Consider the following 20,272-nt stretch of genomic DNA (forward strand, 5'->3'; position numbering starts at 1 on the left):
GGCGATGGGGGAGGCGTGTTCGGTGCGGGTGGTGCGGGCGGTTCTGGGGACGAGGCCGGGTCAAGCAGTGCCGGAGTCATGCCTGGCCCAAGCAGCGGGGGAGACATGCTGGGCGTAGGCGACGGGGGAGGCGTGTCCGGCGCGGGTGGTGCGGGTGGTGCGGGTGGTGCGGGCGGTGCTGGAGTCGAGGCCGGGTCAAGTGGCGCCGGCGTCTTGCCTGGCCCAAGCAACGGGGGAGACGCGCCGGGGGCGAGCAGCGCCGGAGATACGCCCGGATCAAGTGATGCCGGAGACGCGTCCGGGCCAAGCAGTGGCGGAGGCGTGTCCGGTGCGGGCAACGACGGGGACGTGCCCGGTGAAAGCGGCGCCAGAGGCACGGTCGTCCCAAGTACCGTCAAGGACACGCTTGTTGCGAGCAGCGCCGCGCCCGTCGTCGCCAACAGCACCCGGAAGTCGGCCAGTTCGACCAGTGCCGCCCCCGCCCCCAGCCCGATCACGTTCGGTGTGAAGATCAGGGTGTTGGCGGTGGCGGTGGCCCGGCCGAGCAGCGGACCCGGCAACTCCCGCTGCACTGCGGTGAACGCGGCGATCAGTACGCACGGGAGCCCCAGCCCGATCGCCGCGCTGCTCGCCAGGATCACCGGGTCGGACGGCACCGCCCGTGCGGCCACCCCGGCCGCCGTGAGAGCGATGCCGGCCGCCCCGAACCGCCGGTCGCCGAGCCGTCGTAGAGCAGGCCCGGAGACGAGACCGACCGCCACCGAACCGGTGCCCTGGGACGCGTACAGCACGCCTGTGTAGGCCGGGTTGTGCCCCAGGGCGTCGACGATCGCGTAGGTCGTGGAGCTGCTCAGGGAGGCGAGGAACATCGTGGCCCCGCCCGCCAGGACCAGCGGGCGCAGGAGGGGATGCCCCCACAACTCGCGTACGCCTTCGGCGGTTTGGGCCCGCCAGGTGCCGGCGGGGCGCCGGGGCGGTTCCTCCCGCGCGCGGACGAGCAGCCACAGGGCCGCCGCCAGCGCGAACGTGACCGCGTCCAGACCGGCCACCGCGGGCCCGCCGAACGCCGCGTACAGGCCCGCGCCCGTCAGCGGCGCGACCAGTTTCATGCCCTCTACGGCCGTCATCCGCAGCCCGTTGAAGTCGCCGAGGAGGTCGCGGTCGACGACGGCGGCGAGGAGAGCGGACTCGGCGGGGTCCTGGACGACGACGGTGGTGCCGTAGACGAACAGGACGGCGAAGAGCAGCCACAGGTCGGCGCGGGAGTGGACGGCGAAGAGGGTGAGGAGGAGGGCGGCGAGGCCCAGGTTCGTCCTGATCAGCAGGGGTTTGCGGCGGACGCGGTCGGCGATCGTGCCGAGGGCCGGGCCGAACAGGGTCGGGGCCCACACGGTGAAGGTGCAGAGCGCGGCGAGGCCGTTCGAGGCGGTGAGGTCCTTCACCCACACGCCGGCCGCGAGCCCGAGCGCGGACGTGCCGAAAGCGGACACGACCAGGCCCACGAAATACAGCCCCGCGTTGCGGTCCCGCAGGATGCGCGTCACCGCCCAGTTTGTCGTCATGCCTGGTCATCGTGGGTCTAAGACGGGGGCGACGGCATCGGGCAGGTGCCGTAGAAACGCGCGGTGGTGGAGACGCGGCCGTGGTGCGCGATGAGTTTCGGGGCCGCTGTCGGTCTACCTCATGAGTGGAGTCCCGTCCCTGAGGAGATACGCATGACCGACGACACGATCCTCGACCTCGGCCCCCAGACCCGGGTCATCGCACGGCTCGCCGAGGGGGTGACCGACGAGCAGTTGACGGACGCGACGCCGTGTCCCGAACTCGCCGTACGCAACATGTTGGGGCACGTGCTCGGCCTGTCCGTCGCCTTCCGCGACGCCGCGCGCAAGGACCTGGGCGTCACGACCGACACCAACCCCGGCGCCACCGCCCCGGACATCGGCCCCGGCTGGCGCGAGCAACTCCCCAAGGCACTCGACGACTTGGCCGAGGCATGGCGCGACCCCGCCGCCTGGACCGGCATGACTCGCGCGGGCGGCGTCGACCTCCCCGGCGCGGTCGCCGCGGCCGTCGTCGCCGACGAACTGGTCATCCACGGCTGGGACTTGGCGGTGGCCACCGGCCGCCCCTACGACCCCGACCCGGCCGCACTCCAGACGTCGTACGGCTTCCTCCTCGCGGCCACACAGGACCCGACCCGCGGGGGCGGCATCTTCGGCCCGGTGGTACCGGTGGCGGAGGAAGCGCCGTTGCTGGAAAGGGCGTTGGGGCTCAGCGGACGTGACCCGGGCTGGAAGCCGTAGGAGAGTCCGACGAGCACTCAGGCGTGGATCGGGAAGGACGCCTGGAACGTCAGCCGCTCGTCGGCCCCGTCACCGATGCGGGCGAGAACCTCGTCGAGCGCGATGAACTCCTCCCACACCGCCCTGCCCGTCGCTTCGGCCAGCCGGGCCACGACGAGATCCTCCAGTTCGGGAACACGCTTGTTCTTCCAGACCTTGTCGGCGAGGCTCACCAGGAGGTCCTCCGGACCGACAGGTGACCGCGCCCACGACGCGTGCGTCGCGGCGAAGCGGGCCAGCTCCGGGCTGACGCCGTGCCCGAGCAGGAGGGTCTGCCCCGCCTCCTCGTGCGCGGCCCCGGGCCCGGAGAGCTCGGAGACGTGCACCGTCTTGCCCACGTCGTGCGTCGCCGCCCCGAAGAGCACCGCCTCGCGGTCGAAGGCCACGTCCGGGTAGCGCTGTTCCACCCAGACGACCAGCTGATGCGCGACGTCATGGACGGCTCGCAGGTGAGCCGCCAGCCGCGGCGGGCTGCCCAGCTCCGTCAGAAGCTCGACAACACGATCCGGCAGGGGGAGCAGAGGGGGGTCGACGGTGCCGCTCATCGCCTTCGACAGGAGAGCGTTGGTCATCACCGCGTCAGGGTACCGAGCGCGCTTCGTCTTGTGGATCCCGGTAGACCACCCGGAGGCCGGGCGCCGCGGAACGCCCTGAACCGTGAGTGCCCCGGGTCCCGGAACCGTACTCTTCCCCACGATGCCTCTCAGTCTGACCGTCCTCGGCACAGCCTCCCCGCATCCGCGCCCCGGCCGCCCCTGCTCCGGGTACCTGCTGCGCGGCGGGGGCGCCGAGGTGTGGCTGGACGCGGGGACGGGGACGTTCGCGGAGTTGCAGCGGCACACGGATCCGGCGCGGCTCACCGCGATCTGGATCTCGCATCTGCACGCCGACCACAGCGCCGATCTCCTCGCGGCGGCCTACGCGTTCGCCTACGGCGGGATGACCCCGACCTCCCCGATCCCGCTCTACGCCCCGCAGGACTGCGCCCGCCGGCTCGCCGGCTTCTTCGGGCAGCCGGACGTACGGTTCCTGAGCGGCGTCTTCGACTTCCGGCCGCTCTACGACGGCCACGCCGTCCGGCACTGGAACCTCCGGCTCACCGCACGCGCCGTCGTCCACGACACCGAGGCGTACGGGCTGCGCGCCGAGAGCCAGGGGAGTGTCCTGGGGTACTCCGGGGACAGCGGACCCTGTGAGGCGCTGGCCGAACTCGCGGGCGGCGCCGACGTGTTCCTCTGCGAGGCCGACATCGACCGGCATCGCGAAGGCGAACGGCAAGTCCACCTCACGCCCGAGGACGCCGCCGCCTGCGCCAAGGGCGCGCGCGAACTCCTCATCACCCACGTCGGACCCACCCTCACCAGGGAAGCGGCCCTGGAACGTGCCGCCGCGATCTTCCCCGGCCGGACCTCCGCCGCGCTGGAAGGCGTCACCAAGACCATGTGAAGCGCTTTCTCGTTCTTTTGTCGGAAGCATTGACGAAACACAGGGCTGCTCCTACCTTCAACCCGTCGTACTTCGTACGTCATATATGAGACGCCATATGTGAGATCCGAGAGGCGCGCATGACCTCTGTGCCCACGCCGATCCCCTCCCGCACGCAGTACGTGCAGGAGGAGATCAAACGCCGCATCCTCACCGGGCAGTTGACGCCGGGTCAGCCACTGGTCGAGACCGACCTCGCCGCACAGTTCGGGGTGTCCAAGACCCCGGTGCGCGAGGCGCTCAAGACCCTGGCCGGCACCGGGCTCGTCGTGATGAACCAGTACAAGGGCGTCACGGTGCGCATGGTGGACGCGGACATGGCGCGCGAGGTGTACGACGTACGGCTGCTCCTCGAACCCGAGGCGCTCCGCCGTGCCGTACGACGCCACGCCTCCCTCGACGACGCCCGCGAGGCGCTGACCCGCGCCGACGAGGCCACCGACACCGCCGAACGCTCCCTCGCCAACCGGGAGTTCCACCGCGCCCTGTACCTGCCGTGCGGCAACCCGCTGCTCGGCCGGATGCTCGACGAGGTCCGCGACCAGGCCGCCCTCGTCTCCGCCGTCGCCTGGGCCGCCTCGCCCTCCTGGGAACGGGAGGCCGGCGAACACCGGGAGATCCTGCGGCTCGCCCTCGGCGGTGACGCGGACGGCGCGGCCACCGCACTGCACGCCCACATCGCGTCGTTCGTCCAACGGGCCTTCCCCGGCACCGAGTTGGAGACCCCCGGACGGGACACCCCCGGACGAGACACCCACGGACAGGACACCTACGGAGAGGACGGTCGGGCATGACGGCGAGGTTCGAGGCCCAACGCACCGCCCTGGCCGACGTGGTGGCGATCCCGGTGACCCCGTTCGCCGAGGACGGCGGCGTCGACCAGGACACCCACCGGGCCCTGCTCCGCCGGCTGCTCGACGGCGGGGTCAAGATCGTCACGCCCAATGGGAACACCGGCGAGTTCTACGCCCTCACCCCTCAAGAACGGCAGCTCGTAACGGAGTTGACCATCGACGAGGCGGGCGGCCGCGCCGCGATCCTCGTCGGCGTCGGACACGACGTACCCACCGCCATCGCCTCCGCCCGGCACGCCCGCGATCTCGGCGCCCAGATGGTGATGGTCCATCAGCCCGTCCACCCGTACGTCTCGCAGGGCGGCTGGGTCGACTACCACCGCGCCATCGCCGAGGCCGTGCCCGACCTGGGCGTCGTGCCGTACATCCGCAACGCCCAACTCCTCGGCGCCCGCCTCGCCGAACTCGCCGACGACTGCCCGAACGTCATCGGCGTCAAGTACGCCGTCCCGGACGCGGCCCGCTTCGCCGCGTTCGCCCGGGACGCGGGGCTCGAACGCTTCGTGTGGGTGGCCGGGCTGGCCGAACCGTACGCGCCCTCCTACTTCTCGGCGGGCGCCACCGGCTTCACCTCGGGGCTCGTGAACGTCGCCCCGTCCGTTTCGCTGAACATGATCGAAGCGCTTCGATCCGCGGACTATCCGGGGGCGATGAAGGTGTGGGAACAGATCCGCCGATTCGAGGAACTAAGGGCTGCGAACGGCTCGGCGAACAACGTCACCATCGTGAAGGAAGCGCTTGCGTCCCTCGGTCTGTGCCGCCGCGAGGTCCGCCCGCCCAGCAGGCCCCTGCCCGAGAGCGAGCGCGCCGAGGTCGCCGCGATAGCCGCCGGATGGTCCGTATGAAGTCACCGGACGAGTTCAGAAGCCACCAGTGGTACGGCACCGACGGGCTGCGCTCCTTCAGCCACCGGGCCCGCACCCGCCAGCTCGGCTACCTCCCCGAGGAACACCTCGGCAAGCCCGTCATCGCGATCCTCAACACCTGGTCGGACATCAACCCCTGCCATGTGCACCTCCGCGAGCGCGCCCAGGCGGTCAAGCGGGGCGTGTGGCAGGCGGGCGGCTTCCCGCTCGAATTCCCGGTCTCCACCCTCAGCGAGACCTTCCAGAAGCCGACCCCGATGCTCTACCGCAACCTCCTCGCCATGGAGACCGAGGAACTGCTGCGGTCGTACCCCGTGGACGGTGCCGTGCTGATGGGCGGCTGCGACAAGTCCACGCCCGCGCTTCTGATGGGTGCCGCGTCCGTCGACCTGCCCACCGTCTTCGTCCCCGCCGGGCCGATGCTGCCGGGCCACTGGCGCAACGAGGTCCTCGGCTCCGGCACCGACATGTGGAAGTACTGGGACGACAAGCGCGCCGGCCTCATCGGCGAGTGCGAGATGACCGAGCTGGAGAGCGGCCTCGCGCGTTCGCCCGGGCACTGCATGACCATGGGGACGGCGTCCACGCTGACGGCCGCCGCCGAGGCGCTCGGGGTGACCGTGCCGGGTGCGTCGAGCATCCCCGCCGTGGACTCGGGGCACGATCGGATGGCCGCGCAATCCGGCATGAGGATCGTTGAACAAGTCCACAAAGGGCGTGTTCTCTCGTCGATCCTCACCCAAGAAGCCTTCGAGGACGCCGTCACCACCGTCCTCGGCCTCGGCGGCTCCACCAACGCCGTGATCCACCTGATCGCCATGGCCGGCCGCGCGGGCGTCCACCTCACGCTCGACGACTTCGACCGCATCGCCCGCACGGTCCCGGTCCTCGCGAACGTACGGCCCGGCGGACGGACGTACCTCATGGAAGACTTCCACTTCGCCGGCGGCCTGCCCGGCTTCCTCTCCCGGATCACCGATCTGCTCCACCTGGACCGGCCGACGGTCTCGTACGACACCCTGCGCGAGCAGCTCGACGGCGCGCGGGTGCACAACGACGACGTCATACGACCGCGCGACAACCCGGTCGCGAGCGAGGGCGGGGTGGCCGTCCTGCGCGGCAATCTCTGCCCGGACGGCGCCGTCATCAAGCACATCGCCGCCGAACCGCACCTGCTCAAGCACACCGGCCCCGCGGTCGTCTTCGACGACTACCGGACCATGCAACGCACCATCAACGACCCGGAGTTGGCCATCACCGCCGACAGCGTGCTGGTGCTGCGCAACGCGGGTCCCAAGGGCGGCCCCGGCATGCCCGAGTACGGCATGCTCCCGCTCCCCGACCACCTCCTCAAGCAGGGTGTCCGGGACATGGTCCGGATCTCCGACGCCCGGATGAGCGGGACGAGTTACGGCACGTGCGTGCTGCACATCGCGCCCGAGTCGTACGTCGGCGGACCACTGGCGCTCGTACGGACCGGGGACACCATCACCCTGGACGTCGAGGCGCGCACCCTCCAACTCAACGTGGACGACGAGGAGTTGGAGCGACGCCGGGCGGAGTGGACACCACCGCCCGCACGGTACGAGCGCGGCTACGGCGCGCTCTACAACGACCAGATCACCCAGGCGGACACCGGCTGCGACTTCGAGTTCCTGGCCCGGCCGGGCAAGGTGCCCGATCCGTACGCCGGTTGAGCTCCTTCCCATGCCTGTGGAGCAAGCGCTTCCTGTGCCGAGTTTCTTGCACTGAGCGTCCTGTACTGAGCGTCCTGTACTGAACGGAGAACAGTCATGGCCCAAGCCGCAGCCGTGGCGAAACCGCCCGCGCCACCCCGGCGGCGCCGTGCCTCCGCGACCCCGCGCAGGCTCCCGTACCTGCTGATCGCCCCGGCGGCGCTGCTCATGCTGGGCTTCATCGCCTACCCGGTCATCAGCGTCTTCTACTACAGCCTGCAGAACTACAACCCCACCAAACCGTGGCGCAACGGCTTCGCGGGCCTCGACAACTTCACCCACGCCTTCACCAACGACCCCCAGTTCTGGGACACGTTGACGTTCAGCGCCAAGTGGGTCGTCGTAGAGGTGGGCCTCCAACTGCTCTTCGGTCTCGTACTCGCGCTGATCGTCAACCAGACCTTCGTGGGCCGGTCCATCGGCCGCGCGCTGGTGTTCTCCCCCTGGGCCGTGTCGGGCGTCCTCACCTCCGCGATCTGGGTGCTGCTCTACAACTCCCAGACAGGCGTGACCCGTTACCTCGCCGACATGGGCATCGGCCAGTACGGCACGAGTTGGCTGTCCGACCCCTCAACCGTCTTCTCCGCAGCGGTGGTCGCGGACCTCTGGCGAGGCGTCCCCTTCTTCGCGATCCTCATCCTCGCCGACCTCCAGTCCGTGTCAAAAGACCTGTACGAGGCCGCCGAGGTCGACGGCGCCAGCCGCTTCCAGCAGTTCCGGAACATCACCCTGCCGCACCTCAAGGACGCGATCGTCCTGTCCACACTGCTGCGCGCGGTCTGGGAGTTCAACAACGTCGACCTCCTCTACACCCTGACCGGCGGCGGCCCGGCCGGCGAGACGACCACGCTCCCGCTCTACGTCGCCAACACCAGCGTCGAGGCCCACAACTTCGGCTACGCGTCGGCCCTCACCACGGTGGCCTTCGTCATCCTTCTCTTCTTCTCGATCATCTATCTGCGCCTGAGCAAGTTCGGAGGCGGCGACAAGTGATCACCGAGATCGCTCCGGCCCGCGAGCGGGAGTCCGCCGCACCGCAGCAGCCGCGCAAGGTCCGCCGCGCCTGGGACGAGGTCCCGCGCTGGCAGATCTACGTCCCCCTGGGGATCTACCTCGTCTTCACCCTGATCCCCTTCTACTGGATCCTGCTCTTCGCGTTCCGCCCGGCCGGCTCGACCTCCCTCGTGCCCTGGCCGATGACCCTCGACCACTTCCAGAAGGTGTGGACCGAACGCAGCTTCGGCGTCTACTTCCAGAACAGCGTCTACGTCGGCGTGGCCACCCTGATCCTCACCACCGTGGTCGCGCTGGCCGGCGGCTACGCGCTCGCCCGCTTCGAGTTCAGGATCAAGCGCGCGTTCATGCTGGCCCTGCTCTGCTCCCAATTCGTGCCGGGCGCCCTGCTGTTGGTCCCGCTGTTCCAGATCTTCGCCAAGCTCCAGATGATCAACTCGCTCGGCAGCGTCATCATCGCCGAGACCGTCTTCCAGCTGCCGCTCTCGATGATCCTCATCAGCGGCTTCATCAGGAACGTCCCGCAGTCCCTGGAGGAGGCCGCCTGGGTCGACGGCTGCAACCGCTTCGCCGCGTTCCGCATCGTCGTCCTCCCGCTGCTGCGGCCCGGGCTGATCGCCGTCGGCTCCTTCGCCTTCGTGCACGCCTGGAACCACTTCCTCTTCGCCCTGATGTTCCTGTCCGACCAGAGCAAGCAGACGATCCCGGTCGGCCTCAACACCCTGATGAGCGCGGACAGCGTCGACCTCGGCGCCCTCGCCGCGGGCGGCATCGTCGCGGCGATACCGGTGGTGATCGTGTTCGCCTTCATCCAGAAGTGGCTGATCACCGGCTTCAGCGCGGGGGCGGTGAAGGGATGAGGCAACCGCTTACCCTGCTGGCGAAGATCGTCGACGCAGGGAGAATCCCATGACCACCAACACCGGTCCTACGACCGTTCCCGCATCCGCCACCGCACCCCTCGCCGCACCCGGCGCCACACCCCTCACCCCGCCCGTCTCCATCGTCCTCGCGGGCGCCCGGGGCCACGGACGCTGGCACGTCGAGAACATCCGCCGGCTCCAGGACAAGGGGCTCGTACGCCTCGTCGGCATCTGTGAGCTGACCCCGCTTACCGAGGAGGAGTTCGGGGGCGAACTCCCCGCCCAGTCACCGGACTTCGGCGCCCTCCTCGACTCCACCGACGCCCAGGCCGCCGTGGTCTGTACCCCGATCCCGACCCACACGGACCTCGCCCTGGCCGCCGCGAAGCGGGGCGTGCACCTGCTGCTGGAGAAGCCGCCCGCGCCGTCGTACGCCGAGTTCCGCCGGATGGCCGACGGGGTCGCCGCGGCCGGAGTGGTCTGCCAGATCGGGTTCCAGTCGCTGGGCTCGCACGCCGTGCCCGGCATCCGCGAGCTGATCGCCAAGGGTGCGATCGGCACGGTGACCGGGGTCGGCGGGGCCGGTGCCTGGGCGCGCGACGAGGCGTACTACCGGCGCGCTCCCTGGGCGGGCAAGCGGCGCCTGAACGGCGTCGACGTCATCGACGGCGCCCTGACGAACCCCCTCGCACACGCCGTCGCCACCGCCCTCGCCCTCAACGACACGACCCGCGCCGAGGACGTCGTCCGCATCGAGACCGAACTCGTGCGCGCCAACGACATCGAGTCCGACGACACCTCCTGCGTCCGCGTCACCACCGTCCAGGGCCGCCCGGTCACCGTCGCGGTGACCCTGTGCGCCGAACACCCCGGCGAGCCCTACGTGTTGGTGCACGGCAGCCAGGGCCGGATCACCTACTGGTACAAGCAGGACCGCGTCCTGCTCCAGCGCGCGGGCCACGGCCCGGAGGAGTTCGAGTACGGCAGCACGGACCTGCTGGAGAACCTGGTCGCCCATCTCACCGACGGTGACGCGCTTTTGGTCGAGCCGGATGCAACAGGCGCCTTCATGAAGGTCGTTGAGGCGATTCGTCAGGCTCCCGATCCGGCCCCGCTGCCCACCGACGCCTGGCACCTGATCCCGACCGAGAACCGTCGGGTCGTCCCCGGCATCGACGCACTGGTCACGGCGGCGGCCGACACCCTCGCCCTCTACTCCGAGCTGGGCGCCTCCTGGGCCCCACCGAAAGAGGTGAGCACCTGATGATCACCCATGACACGCCGGTGCTGCGCGTCGCGGGCCGCCCGGTCGCCCGGTACGTCACCCGGCCCGAGCTGCCCGACCGGCTCTCCCCGCGCCCCTATCTGCACCCCGTGACCACCCTGGCCGGCACGGCGGTCACCGAGCTGAGCCCCGTCGACCACACCCACCACCTCGGCGTCGGTGTCGCCGTTCCCGACGTCGAGGGGCACAACTTCTGGGGCGGCCGCACCTACGTCCGCGACCAGGGCCCCACGGAACTGGACAACCACGGCGCCCAACGCCACTCCAGCTTCCAGCTCCGCGACCCCGACGGTTTCGTGGAGGAACTCCGCTGGGTGGCCTCCGGCGCCGAACTGCTCCGCGAACGCCGTACGGTCGCCGCCACCGAACTCACTGACACGGCCTGGGCGTTGGACTTCACCTTCTCCCTCACCAACGTGACGCCCGACCCCCTCTCGATCGGCAGCCCTGCCACCAACGGCCGCCCCGGAGCCGCGTACGGCGGCTTCTTCTGGCGGGCCCGCAAGGAGGCCGGGACCCCGCGCGTCTTCACCGCCGACCACGAGGGCGAACCGGAGATCCACGGCACCCGCGCCGACTGGCTCGCCCTCGCCGGCACCGGCTGGACGCTGGTCTTCGCCGGCGCCACGGACCGCTCCCGCCAGGACCCGTGGTTCGTCCGCACCGCCGAATACCCGGGCGTGGGCGCGTCGTTGGCGTCGGACGAGCGGCTGCCGATACCGCCCGGCGACACGGTCGTACGACGGATCGTCACCGTCGTCGCGGACGACCGCCTGGACCGGGCCGAGGCCGCGGCACTCGTGCGGAAGGCGGTCAGCCAGTGACGCACGAGACGTACACGAACCCCGTCCTGAACGCCGACTGGTCCGACCCGGACGTCATCCGCGTCGGCGACGACTTCTACCTCACCGCGTCCAGCTTCGGGCGCGTCCCGGGCCTCCCGCTGCTGCACTCCCGCGACCTGGTCAACTGGACGTTGGTCGGTCACGCCCTCCAACGCCTGGAACCCGCGAGGGAGTTCAGTACTCCACGTCACGACTGCGGCGTCTGGGCCCCCGTGTTGAGGTACCACGACGAACGCTTCTGGATCTTCTGGGGCGATCCCGACCAGGGCATCTTCCAGATCAACGCCCCCGAGATACGCGGCCCTTGGACCCTCCCGCACCTCCTCAAGGAGGGCAAGGGCCTGATCGACCCGTGCCCCTTGTGGGACGACGAAAATGATGGCGAGGCCTACCTCGTCCACGCCTGGGCCAAGTCCCGCGCGGGCATCAAGAACCGCCTCACCGGCCACCGCATGCACCCCGACGCCACGACCCTGCTCGACGACGGCAAGGTGATCGTCGACGCCGACCGCATCCCCGGCTGGTTCACCCTGGAGGGCCCCAAACTCCACCAGCACGACGGCTGGTTCTGGATCCTCGCCCCCGCAGGGGGAGTTGAGACCGGCTGGCAGGGCGCGCTCCGCTCACGCGGCTTCTTCGGCCCGTACGAGGAGAAGGTCGTCCTGGAACAAGGGGACACCGACGTCAACGGCCCCCACCAGGGCGCGTGGGTGAGCACCCCGACCGGCGAGGACTGGTTCCTGCACTTCCAACAGAGGGGCGCCTACGGCCGGTTGGTCCACCTCCAGCCGATGCGCTGGGACGACGAGGGCTGGCCGGTCATCGGCGACGCGGGTGCCCCCGTAGCCGTACACCGGAAACCGGACCTTCCGCCGCAGCCGCCCGCCGCGCCCGCCACCGACGACGACTTCCCCGGCGGACGGTACGGCCGCCAGTGGCAGTGGACGGCGAACCCGCAGGACGGCTGGGCCACCCACCACTCGGGCGACGGCCTGCGACTGACCTGCGCCCGCTCGGCCGACGCGCACGACCTGCGCCGACTCCCGAACCTCCTCACCCAGCGCCTGCCCGGCACGCCCGTCGCGGTCGAGGTCGAACTGTGGCTGCACAGCGAGGAGTTGGGCGCACGGGCCGGACTCGCCGTGCTCGGCGACGCGTACAGCTGGATCGGGCTGGAGCGGAGCACGGACGGCCGGGTGATGTTCGTCCACCGCTTCGCCGAGCCCGTCGCCGAGCGCGAACGGGACGCGGCGGAGCCCCGCCTCGCCCCCGAGGGCCGCGTCCGGCTGCGCATCGAGATCGGCGCGGGCGCGCGATGCCGTTTCTTCTATGACGTCGGGGACGGGCCGCGTCCGACCGGCCAGGTCTTCGCCGCCACCCCCTGGCGCTGGGTCGGCGCCCTGCTCGGGCTCTTCGCGCTCGCGCCCGTCGGCACGGGACATGCCGGCGCGGCCGGTTTCACGCGGTTCCGGATCAGTCCTCTCTAACTCACCCTGCCCATCCGCCTGTTGGGAGTCGCAATGACGCACCTCCGTGGCAAGCGCTTGCCCACCGCCCGCGAGGCCATCACACCGTCGCATCCACTAGAAGAGAGCCGCTCTATGAAGACCAGCATCCGCAGAAGCAGGCGTGCCGCCGTGGCCGTCGCCCTGGGCTCCGTGCTCGCGCTGACCGCCACCGCCTGCGGCGACGACGGCAGCGGCGCCGCGGGAGACAAGGGCGACGAGGGGTCCGGCAAGGGCACGATCACCTTCTGGGACAACAACGGCGGTGTCCGCACCGACATCTGGAAGCAGATCATCGCGGACTTCGAGAAGAAGAACCCCGACATCAAGGTCAAGTACGTCGGGATACCGGCCGCGAGCGCCCAGTCCAAGTACGACACCGCGATCCAGGGCGGGGGTCTGCCCGACGTCGGTGGTGTGGGGACGGCGGTGCTCGCGGAGGTCGCGGTGCAGGGGGCGCTGGAGCCGTTGGACAGCCGGCTCAAGTCGAGTCCTCTGAACGGCAAGTTGAGCCAGAACCTGCTCGACGTCAGCAAGAGCGCGGGGGGCGGGGACACGTTGTACCAGATTCCCACCTCCGCCAACAACGGCACGCTGTGGTACCGCACCGACCTGTTCAAGGCGGCGGGACTGGACGCGCCGACGACCTGGTCGAAGTTCTACGCCGCCGCGGACAAGCTGACCGACAAGGCGAAGAACAAGTTCGGGTTCACCATTCGGGGTGGTGAGGGGTCCATCGCGCCGGCGTTGGACGCGGTGTACGGGCAGACCGGGATCACGTCTTTCTGGAACGGTGACAAGACGACGGTCAACGACCCCAAGAACGTTGCCGCGTTGGCGAAGTACGTCGGCCTGTTCAAGAAGGACACTCCGTCCGCCGACCTCAACAACGACTTCACGAAGATGGTCGCGCAGTGGGACAGCGGCACGATCGGGATGCTGAGTCACAACCTCGGGTCCTATCAGGACCACTTGAAGGCTCTGGGCGCGGACAAGTTCAAGGGCATTCCCAATCCGACGCTGGACGACGGTACGCGGGTGCAGATCTCCAACCCCGTTGACGGGCTGAGTCTGTTCAAGTCCAGCAAGAACAAGGAAGCGGCCTGGAAGTTCATCGAGTTCGCGGTGTCTGCCGCGGAGAACTCCAAGTACAACGAGTCCGCCGGGCAGGTTCCGGCCAACACGGATGCGGCCGATGCGGCGTGGATCCAGAAGTCCGAGCCCACGCAGTTGGCAGCGGCGGCGTTGAACGGGGCCTCCACGAAGATTGTGCAGCTGCCGTATTACCTGCCGGACTGGAACACCATCTCCAAGGCGGACAATGAGCCGAACTTCCAGAAGCTGTTGCTGGGGAAGATGACGGCGAAGGAGTTCCTGGACACGTTGGCCGACCAGTTGAACAAGGCTCAGGCGGACTGGAAGCAGAACCACTGAGCTCGGGTGGTTTCGGTTTGTGGGGGACTGCGGGTCCGTTGTGGCTGGTCGCGCAGTTCCCCGCGCCCCTAAAAGCAAAAGACAAAGCCAAGCCGGAAGGTGAACCATCGTGTCCCTTACCCGTAGGCAAGTCGCGTTAGGTGCTCTCGCCGCCGTTCCGTTACGTGGTGGCGGTGTTCGTCGGGATCGCGCCCTCTACATCGCCGGTGATTCCACCGCCGCCCAGAAGTACTCCACCGAAGCCCCGGAAACGGGGTGGGGAATGGCCCTCCCCTTCTTTCTGCGCAAGGAGGTGAAAGTCTCCAACCAGGCTGTCAATGGCCGGAGTTCGAAGAGTTTCGTCGACGAGGGGCGGCTGGACGCCATTCTCGCGGCCATCCGGCCCGGCGACTTCCTCCTCGTCCAGTTCGCGCACAACGACGAGAAGACCGCCGACCCCACCCGCTACACCGAGCCCTGGACGACCTACCAGGACTATCTGCGGATGTACATCGACGGGGCGCGGGGCCGTGGCGCCCGGCCCGTGCTCGCCACCCCCGTCGAGCGCCGCCGGTTCGACGTCGACGGCAACGCGCTGCCGACGCACGGCGACTACCCGGCGGCGATGCGTGCGCTCGCCCAACAGGAACGTGTCGCGCTGCTCGACATCGAGGCGTTGTCGCTCGCGCTGTGGCAGCGGCTCGGGGTGGAAGAGACGAAGGTCTACTTCAACTGGACCGACACCGAGCAGGACAACACGCACTTCAATCCGCCCGGTGCGATCGCCGTGGCGCGGCTCGTGGCGCGGGAGTTGCTGCGCACCCGGGTGCTCGCGCCGCGTGACGTCGTCCGGTTGCGCGACGACATTCCCACGTCCTGGATCACCTGGCCCGAGGCGACGGACGCCTCGGGCCTCTGAGCAAGGAGACCCGCACAGTGCGTATATCTATGTGTCATGGACGCGTCATCGCGTCGCTCGTGGGCTGCACGGCACTGGCTCTCGCCCTCACGAGCACCACCGCGCAGGCTCATCCGCGCAGCCTCGCCCGCGAGACGCTCGGCGCCGGTGACGGCTGGGCCTCGTACGGCACCGGCACCAGCGGTGGCGCGGCCGCCACCCCCGAGCACGTCTACACCGTCTCCAACTGGGCCGATTTCAAAGCCGCGTTGGCCGCCGGCGGCACCGCGCCGAAGATCATCAGAGTGAAGGGTGTGATCGACGCCAACGCCGAGGGCTGCGACTCCTTCGCCGCGCCCGGCTACGACTTCGCCCAGTACCTCGCCACCTACGACCCCGCCGTCTGGGGCTACGACCAGAACCTCGACAACGAACCCGCCGACAGTCCCGAGGGCCTGCGCCGCGTCTCCGCCGCCAACCAGAACACCGCCATCAAGGCGTTCGTCCCCGCCAACACCACCATCATCGGCATCGGCAAGGGCGCCGGCTTCAAGGGCGCCAGCCTGCAGATCACCGCCGTCGACAACGTCATCATCCGCAACCTCGCCTTCGAGAGCCCGCTCGACTGCTTCCCGCAGTGGGACCCGACCGACGGCGACACCGGCAACTGGAACTCCGAGTACGACAGCGCCGTCATCTACGGCTCCACCCATGTGTGGCTGGACCACAACACGTTCACCGACGGCGACCACCCGGACAGTTCGCTGCCCACCTACTACGGTCGGATCTTCGAGCAGCACGACGGCGAACTCGACGTCGTGAAGGGCGCCGACTACGTCACCGCCTCCTGGAACGTCTTCACCGACCACGACAAGACGATCCTCATCGGCAACAGCGACAGCGCGTCCACGGCCGCCATCGACCGGGGCCACCTGAAGGTGACGCTCCATCACAACCTGTTCTCCAACCTCGTCGAGCGCGCACCGCGCGTCCGCTTCGGCCAAGTCGACTCGTACAACAACCACTTCGTCGCCGAGCCGGGCTACGGCTACAGCTACGGCATCGGCAAGGAGTCCCAACTCGTCGCGGAGCACAACGCGTTCACGGTCCCGGCCGGTATCTCGGAGGCGACCATCCTCAAGAAGTGGTCCGAGGCGCCGCTCTCCGCCGACGACAACTACGTCAACGGCAGGCTCACCGACCTGATCGCCGTCCACAACGCGGGTGTTCCGACTGAGATCCTCCAGTCCGGCGCGGGCTGGACGCCGACCCTGCGCACGAAGATCGACCCCGCGAAGGCCGTGCCGTTCGTCGTCGACCGGGGCGCGGGCGCGGGCCGCCTGCGCTGACACCACCGCACCGGAAACCGGGCCGGCTCCGTCCGACCGGCCCGGTACCGGGGTCCACCTCACGAGCCGCACCGCGAAGGAGCACCCGCATGCCCTCGCACCACTCCCTCCAACTGCCCCTGCCCAGACGGGGATTCCTCATGGCGAGCGCCGGCGCGTGCGCCGCGCTCGGCCTCACCGCCGTCCCCGCCGTCGCCGTCGGCAGGCCACGCCCGTTCGGCCGCTACGGTTCACCGGCCGCGCGCCTCACCCCGCTCACCCTGTACGTCGACCCGCGCGGCCGGGGCGACTTCACCACCGTCCAAGCCGCGGTCACCGCCGCGACCGGCGCCGGGTACACCCTGGTCATCGCGCCCGGCGTCTACCGCGAGACGGTCACCGCCGGAGTCACCGACCCGACCACCGGCCAACTCACCGCCGCCGCCACGGAGATGACCTGGCTCGGCGCGAGCGAAAACCCGAGTGACGTCGTCATCGTCTACGACAACGCCAACGGCACCCAGAAACCGGACGGTTCGGGCACATACGGCACCTCCGGCTCGGCCACCACGACCATCCGCACCGACGGCTTCACGGCCCGCCGGATCACCTTCGCCAACGACTGGCTGCGTGCCGACCACCCCGGGGTCACCGGCACACAGGCGGTCGCGATCAAGGTGCAGGGCGACCGCTCGGCGTTCTTCGACTGCCACTTCCTCGGCCATCAAGACACCTTGTACGCCGACTCGTTGGCCCTCGGCGTCTTCGCCCGCCAGTACTACGCGCGCTGCTACGTCGAGGGAGACGTCGACTTCGTCTTCGGGCGGGCGACCGCCGTCTACGACCACTGCCACTTCCGGACGCTCAACCGCACCGACCTGGCGGCGGCACCGTACGGCTTCGTCTTCGCGCCCTCCACGGCGGTCGCGAACCCGCGCGGATATCTGGTGACGCACAGCCGCGTGAGCAGCCAAGCCCCGGACGGCTACTACAAGTTGGCCCGTCCCTGGGTGCCCGGCTCGGACACCACCGCCCATCCGATGCTCACCGTGCGGGACACGGTGCTCGGTGCGGGGATCGACGCGGTCGCGCCGTACACCAACATGTCGGACACCTATCCCTGGCAGAGCCAGCGGTTCGCCGAGTACCGGAACACGGGCCCGGGCGCCGTGATCAGCGTGCCGGAGAACCGGCCCCAACTCACCGCCGAACAGGCCCAGTCGGCGACCCGTGAGGCGTATCTCGGCGACTGGACACCGGGGCGGAGGCGCTGAGATGGCCGTGCGCAGACGCACCCTTCTGACCGGGCTCGCCGGTGGTCTGGTGGCCGCCGGTGCCGAGCCCGCCGTAGCGCTCGACCGTCGTCGGGTCCTGCATGTCCGGCCCGGTGACTCGGTGCAGGCGGCCGTGGACGCGGTGGAGGGCGGCGGGTGGACGATCGTCGTGCACCCGGGGACGTACCGCGAGGCCGTCAACGTACCTGTGGGAGCGGGGGAGTTGACGTTGCGCGGCGCCACCCGCGACCCGCGTGACGCCGTCATCGTCTACGACAACGCCAACGGGACGCAGAAACCGGACGGTTCGGGGACGTACGGTACGGCGGGCTCCGCGACCTTCACGTCGGCGGCGCCCGGGCTGACCGTACGGGACCTCACCCTCGCCAACGACTGGCTGCGCGCGGACCACCCGGAGATCACGGGGACGCAGGCGGTGGCCGCGTATGTCACGGGTGACCGCTCGCAGTTCGCGCACGTCCGACTTCTGGCCCACCAGGACACGCTGTTCGTGGACACGTCCGCGCTGGATGCCTTCGACCGGCAGTACTTCTCCCACTGCTACATCGAGGGGGACGTCGACTTCGTCTTCGGGCGGGCGACGGCGGTCTTCGCGGACTGCCACTTCCACACCCTGCGACGGGACGTGGCCTTCACGCCCAAGGGCATGGTCTTCGCCCCGTCCACCGCCCGTGCCAATCCGCACGGCATCCTCGCGGTCCGCTCGCGGATCACCTCCGGCGCCGAGGACGCCGCGTACAAGCTGGCCCGGCCGTGGGTCCCGTCGTACGAGACGACGGCCTGGCCGTCCCTCGTCGTGCGGAACACCCGGATCGGGCCCGGCATCGACCCGGTCGCGCCCTACACGAACATGCGCGACGCCTATCCCTGGCAGTCGATGCGCTTCCACGAGTACCGCAACACGGGACCTGGCGCCGTGATCACCGTCCCGGAGAACCGGCCCCAACTCACTGCCACCGAGGCCAAGTTGCACACCCCTGCGACCTATCTCGGTGGCTGGCGTCCCTGAAGTCCCCCCATCCGCAAGTGAACGACGAAAGGACCGCACTCCTATGTCTCGTCGTACCGCTCTCACCCTCGGCACAGTCCTCGCGTTCGGCGCCGGGCTGGCCGTCCTCCCCACCCAGGCGCAGGCCGCCACGGTCGTCGTCGACACGACCGCCGAACTGACCAGCGCGATCTCAAGTGCCGCCGCCGGCACGGTCATTCAGGTGCGCGGCGGCACGTACTACCCGACGGCCACCCTCCAGTCCACGACGAACGGCACGTCGTCCTCGCCGGTCACGCTCACCGCGTACGGCTCGGAGACGGTCAAGATCGACGGTTCGTCACTGCCGTCGGGATCCTGGATCTTCAAGCTGACGGCGGACTACTGGAACGTCTCCAACCTCACCTTCCAGAACTCCCCGGACAGCGCGGTCGTCTGCCAGTCCTGCACCGGCACCAACTGGAACGACGTCAAGACCATCAACGGCGGCGACTCCGGCTTCACGCTCACCGGCGACGGCACCGTCAACAACACGGTCAAGAACCTGGACTCGTACGGCAATTACGACGCCGCGACGCACGGCGAGAACGCGGACGGGGTCGCCATCAAGTTCGGCTCCGGCAGCGGGAACCTCGTCACCGGGGCGCGGCTGTACAACAACTCCGACGACGGGATCGACTTCTGGTCCTTCTCCACGCCGGTGACCGTCGAGCACACCTGGTCCTTCGGCAACGGCGTCAACCGCTGGTCGGACTCGGCGTTCGCGGGCGACGGCAACGGCTACAAGCTGGGCGGTGACGGCGAGGTCGTCGCGCACGTCATCAACAACTCGGCGGCCTGGGGCAACGCGGGCAACGGCTTCACCGAGAACTCCAACACCGGCGCCCTCGTCATCAACCGCACCACCGCGTACGCCAACAGCAAGTGGGGCTACTACTTCGCCACCAGCTCCGCCAAACTCGGCAAGAACCTCGCGGTCGGCAACGGCAGCGGCTCGGTCACCAAGGGCTCCGCGGTCACCTCGTCCGGCAACAACTGGGACTCCGGCATCTCCACCCCGTCCTTCATCTCCACGGACGCGTCGACGACGTACAACGCCCGCTCCTCCAGCGGCACGCTCCCGTCCACGACGTTCCTGACGACGGGGAGCACGACGATCGGCGCGACGATGAACTGACCTGTGCGGTGGGCCCGGTTCGGGTGTCATGGGGCCGGGCCCCCGTCCTCGCCGTCAGCCCGTCTTGTCCGTGCTTTCCCACACCGCGAAGGACCGGGCGCCTCGGGATCCCAGTCCGCCTTGACGAATTTCATGGGCAGCCTTCGTCCGACCAGCGTGCCCGCCGCGCCCTCGATCTTCTTCTGCAACGGCTTGCAGGAGTCGTCGAACTCCTTGCCCTGTCTGTCATTGCCCCAGGGTTCGCCCAGCCGGTCGAGGGACTCACCAGCGCGGTCAGGGCCTGGCGGTCTTGATGTCGAGGACCTCGGCCGGGTCCTTGCCGTCACCCATCACGCGTTCCCCCGTTCGCAGTCGCGTCCACGACGGTTGGAGAAG

At 69.5% G+C, this 20,272-nt stretch carries 17 protein-coding genes and 1 pseudogene; 16 read left to right on the forward strand and 2 right to left on the reverse strand.

What is annotated here, in order from left to right; all coding sequences use genetic code 11:
• Positions 1 to 395: 395 nt before the first annotated feature.
• Positions 396 to 1,562 (reverse strand): annotated as a pseudogene (locus AC31A1_RS15205) (MFS transporter); the annotation flags it as partial.
• Between the two features lie 153 nt (positions 1,563 to 1,715).
• On the opposite strand from AC31A1_RS15205, the gene AC31A1_RS15210 reads away from it, so the two are divergent.
• The gene (locus tag AC31A1_RS15210; RefSeq protein ID WP_489653822.1) at positions 1,716 to 2,306 is read left to right on the forward strand and encodes a TIGR03086 family metal-binding protein; all 591 of its coding nucleotides are present in this window, start codon (positions 1,716 to 1,718) and stop codon (positions 2,304 to 2,306) included.
• A gap of 17 nt (positions 2,307 to 2,323) precedes the next feature.
• On the opposite strand, the gene AC31A1_RS15215 is transcribed toward AC31A1_RS15210, so the two are convergent.
• Positions 2,324 to 2,917 (reverse strand): HD domain-containing protein, encoded by a 594-nt coding sequence (locus AC31A1_RS15215; RefSeq protein WP_489653823.1) that lies wholly within the window; start codon positions 2,915 to 2,917, stop codon positions 2,324 to 2,326.
• 124 nt (positions 2,918 to 3,041) lie between these two features.
• On the opposite strand from AC31A1_RS15215, the gene AC31A1_RS15220 reads away from it, so the two are divergent.
• The 15 genes from AC31A1_RS15220 (at position 3,042) to AC31A1_RS15290 (ending at position 19,897) form a co-directional block, all read left to right on the forward strand.
• Positions 3,042 to 3,791 carry an MBL fold metallo-hydrolase gene (locus tag AC31A1_RS15220; protein WP_489653824.1) on the forward strand — a complete coding sequence of 250 codons (750 nt, stop codon included), beginning with the start codon at positions 3,042 to 3,044 and terminating at the stop codon, positions 3,789 to 3,791.
• Between the two features lie 119 nt (positions 3,792 to 3,910).
• Positions 3,911 to 4,624 carry a GntR family transcriptional regulator gene (locus AC31A1_RS15225; RefSeq protein WP_489653825.1) on the forward strand — a complete coding sequence of 238 codons (714 nt, stop codon included), beginning with the start codon at positions 3,911 to 3,913 and terminating at the stop codon, positions 4,622 to 4,624.
• Positions 4,621 to 5,529 carry a dihydrodipicolinate synthase family protein gene (locus AC31A1_RS15230; RefSeq protein WP_489653826.1) on the forward strand — a complete coding sequence of 303 codons (909 nt, stop codon included), beginning with the start codon at positions 4,621 to 4,623 and terminating at the stop codon, positions 5,527 to 5,529. The genes AC31A1_RS15225 and AC31A1_RS15230 overlap by 4 nt, the downstream gene beginning before the upstream one ends.
• Complete coding sequence (araD, locus tag AC31A1_RS15235) at positions 5,517 to 7,247, forward strand: L-arabinonate dehydratase (protein ID WP_489653827.1); 1,731 nt, start codon at positions 5,517 to 5,519, stop codon at positions 7,245 to 7,247. The genes AC31A1_RS15230 and araD overlap by 13 nt, the downstream gene beginning before the upstream one ends.
• 96 nt (positions 7,248 to 7,343) lie before the next feature.
• Complete coding sequence (locus tag AC31A1_RS15240; RefSeq protein WP_489653828.1) at positions 7,344 to 8,279, forward strand: carbohydrate ABC transporter permease; 936 nt, start codon at positions 7,344 to 7,346, stop codon at positions 8,277 to 8,279.
• Positions 8,276 to 9,160 (forward strand): carbohydrate ABC transporter permease, encoded by an 885-nt coding sequence (locus AC31A1_RS15245; RefSeq protein ID WP_393752911.1) that lies wholly within the window; start codon positions 8,276 to 8,278, stop codon positions 9,158 to 9,160. The genes AC31A1_RS15240 and AC31A1_RS15245 overlap by 4 nt, the downstream gene beginning before the upstream one ends.
• Positions 9,161 to 9,209: 49 nt before the next feature.
• On the forward strand, positions 9,210 to 10,427 hold the full coding sequence (locus AC31A1_RS15250; RefSeq protein ID WP_489653829.1) for a Gfo/Idh/MocA family protein: 1,218 nt from the start codon (positions 9,210 to 9,212) through the stop codon (positions 10,425 to 10,427).
• The gene (locus tag AC31A1_RS15255; protein ID WP_489653830.1) at positions 10,427 to 11,272 is read left to right on the forward strand and encodes a DUF6807 domain-containing protein; all 846 of its coding nucleotides are present in this window, start codon (positions 10,427 to 10,429) and stop codon (positions 11,270 to 11,272) included. Before AC31A1_RS15250 ends, AC31A1_RS15255 begins: the two co-directional genes overlap by 1 nt.
• Positions 11,269 to 12,780 carry a glycoside hydrolase family 43 protein gene (locus AC31A1_RS15260; protein WP_489653831.1) on the forward strand — a complete coding sequence of 504 codons (1,512 nt, stop codon included), beginning with the start codon at positions 11,269 to 11,271 and terminating at the stop codon, positions 12,778 to 12,780. Before AC31A1_RS15255 ends, AC31A1_RS15260 begins: the two co-directional genes overlap by 4 nt.
• Before the next feature lie 114 nt (positions 12,781 to 12,894).
• On the forward strand, positions 12,895 to 14,232 hold the full coding sequence (locus tag AC31A1_RS15265; protein WP_489653832.1) for an ABC transporter substrate-binding protein: 1,338 nt from the start codon (positions 12,895 to 12,897) through the stop codon (positions 14,230 to 14,232).
• A 109-nt stretch (positions 14,233 to 14,341) separates the two neighbouring features.
• Positions 14,342 to 15,130, forward strand: coding sequence for a rhamnogalacturonan acetylesterase (locus tag AC31A1_RS15270; RefSeq protein ID WP_489653833.1), 789 nt, complete (start codon positions 14,342 to 14,344; stop codon positions 15,128 to 15,130).
• Positions 15,131 to 15,159: 29 nt separating this feature from the next.
• Positions 15,160 to 16,458, forward strand: a complete 1,299-nt coding sequence (locus AC31A1_RS15275) for a pectate lyase family protein (RefSeq protein ID WP_489653844.1) — start codon at positions 15,160 to 15,162, stop codon at positions 16,456 to 16,458.
• An 89-nt stretch (positions 16,459 to 16,547) separates the two neighbouring features.
• Positions 16,548 to 17,711, forward strand: coding sequence for a pectinesterase family protein (locus AC31A1_RS15280; protein ID WP_489653834.1), 1,164 nt, complete (start codon positions 16,548 to 16,550; stop codon positions 17,709 to 17,711).
• Position 17,712: 1 nt separating this feature from the next.
• Positions 17,713 to 18,741 (forward strand): pectinesterase family protein, encoded by a 1,029-nt coding sequence (locus tag AC31A1_RS15285; protein ID WP_489653835.1) that lies wholly within the window; start codon positions 17,713 to 17,715, stop codon positions 18,739 to 18,741.
• 43 nt (positions 18,742 to 18,784) lie between these two features.
• Positions 18,785 to 19,897 carry a right-handed parallel beta-helix repeat-containing protein gene (locus AC31A1_RS15290; RefSeq protein WP_489653836.1) on the forward strand — a complete coding sequence of 371 codons (1,113 nt, stop codon included), beginning with the start codon at positions 18,785 to 18,787 and terminating at the stop codon, positions 19,895 to 19,897.
• The last annotated feature ends 375 nt before the right edge of the window (positions 19,898 to 20,272 follow it).

This window comes from Streptomyces sp. P5F9, from assembly GCF_057961495.1.

Coding starts and splice junctions, on each gene's coding strand:
- AC31A1_RS15265 (WP_489653832.1), top strand. CDS start 12,895: ATGAAGACCAGCATCCGCAGAAGCAGGCGTGCCGCCGTGGCCGTCGCC.
- AC31A1_RS15275 (WP_489653844.1), top strand. CDS start 15,160: ATGTGTCATGGACGCGTCATCGCGTCGCTCGTGGGCTGCACGGCACTG.
- AC31A1_RS15240 (WP_489653828.1), top strand. CDS start 7,344: ATGGCCCAAGCCGCAGCCGTGGCGAAACCGCCCGCGCCACCCCGGCGG.
- AC31A1_RS15255 (WP_489653830.1), top strand. CDS start 10,427: ATGATCACCCATGACACGCCGGTGCTGCGCGTCGCGGGCCGCCCGGTC.
- AC31A1_RS15250 (WP_489653829.1), top strand. CDS start 9,210: ATGACCACCAACACCGGTCCTACGACCGTTCCCGCATCCGCCACCGCA.
- AC31A1_RS15225 (WP_489653825.1), top strand. CDS start 3,911: ATGACCTCTGTGCCCACGCCGATCCCCTCCCGCACGCAGTACGTGCAG.
- AC31A1_RS15215 (WP_489653823.1), bottom strand. CDS start 2,917: ATGACCAACGCTCTCCTGTCGAAGGCGATGAGCGGCACCGTCGACCCC.
- AC31A1_RS15280 (WP_489653834.1), top strand. CDS start 16,548: ATGCCCTCGCACCACTCCCTCCAACTGCCCCTGCCCAGACGGGGATTC.
- AC31A1_RS15290 (WP_489653836.1), top strand. CDS start 18,785: ATGTCTCGTCGTACCGCTCTCACCCTCGGCACAGTCCTCGCGTTCGGC.
- AC31A1_RS15210 (WP_489653822.1), top strand. CDS start 1,716: ATGACCGACGACACGATCCTCGACCTCGGCCCCCAGACCCGGGTCATC.
- AC31A1_RS15220 (WP_489653824.1), top strand. CDS start 3,042: ATGCCTCTCAGTCTGACCGTCCTCGGCACAGCCTCCCCGCATCCGCGC.
- AC31A1_RS15230 (WP_489653826.1), top strand. CDS start 4,621: ATGACGGCGAGGTTCGAGGCCCAACGCACCGCCCTGGCCGACGTGGTG.
- araD (WP_489653827.1), top strand. CDS start 5,517: ATGGTCCGTATGAAGTCACCGGACGAGTTCAGAAGCCACCAGTGGTAC.
- AC31A1_RS15285 (WP_489653835.1), top strand. CDS start 17,713: ATGGCCGTGCGCAGACGCACCCTTCTGACCGGGCTCGCCGGTGGTCTG.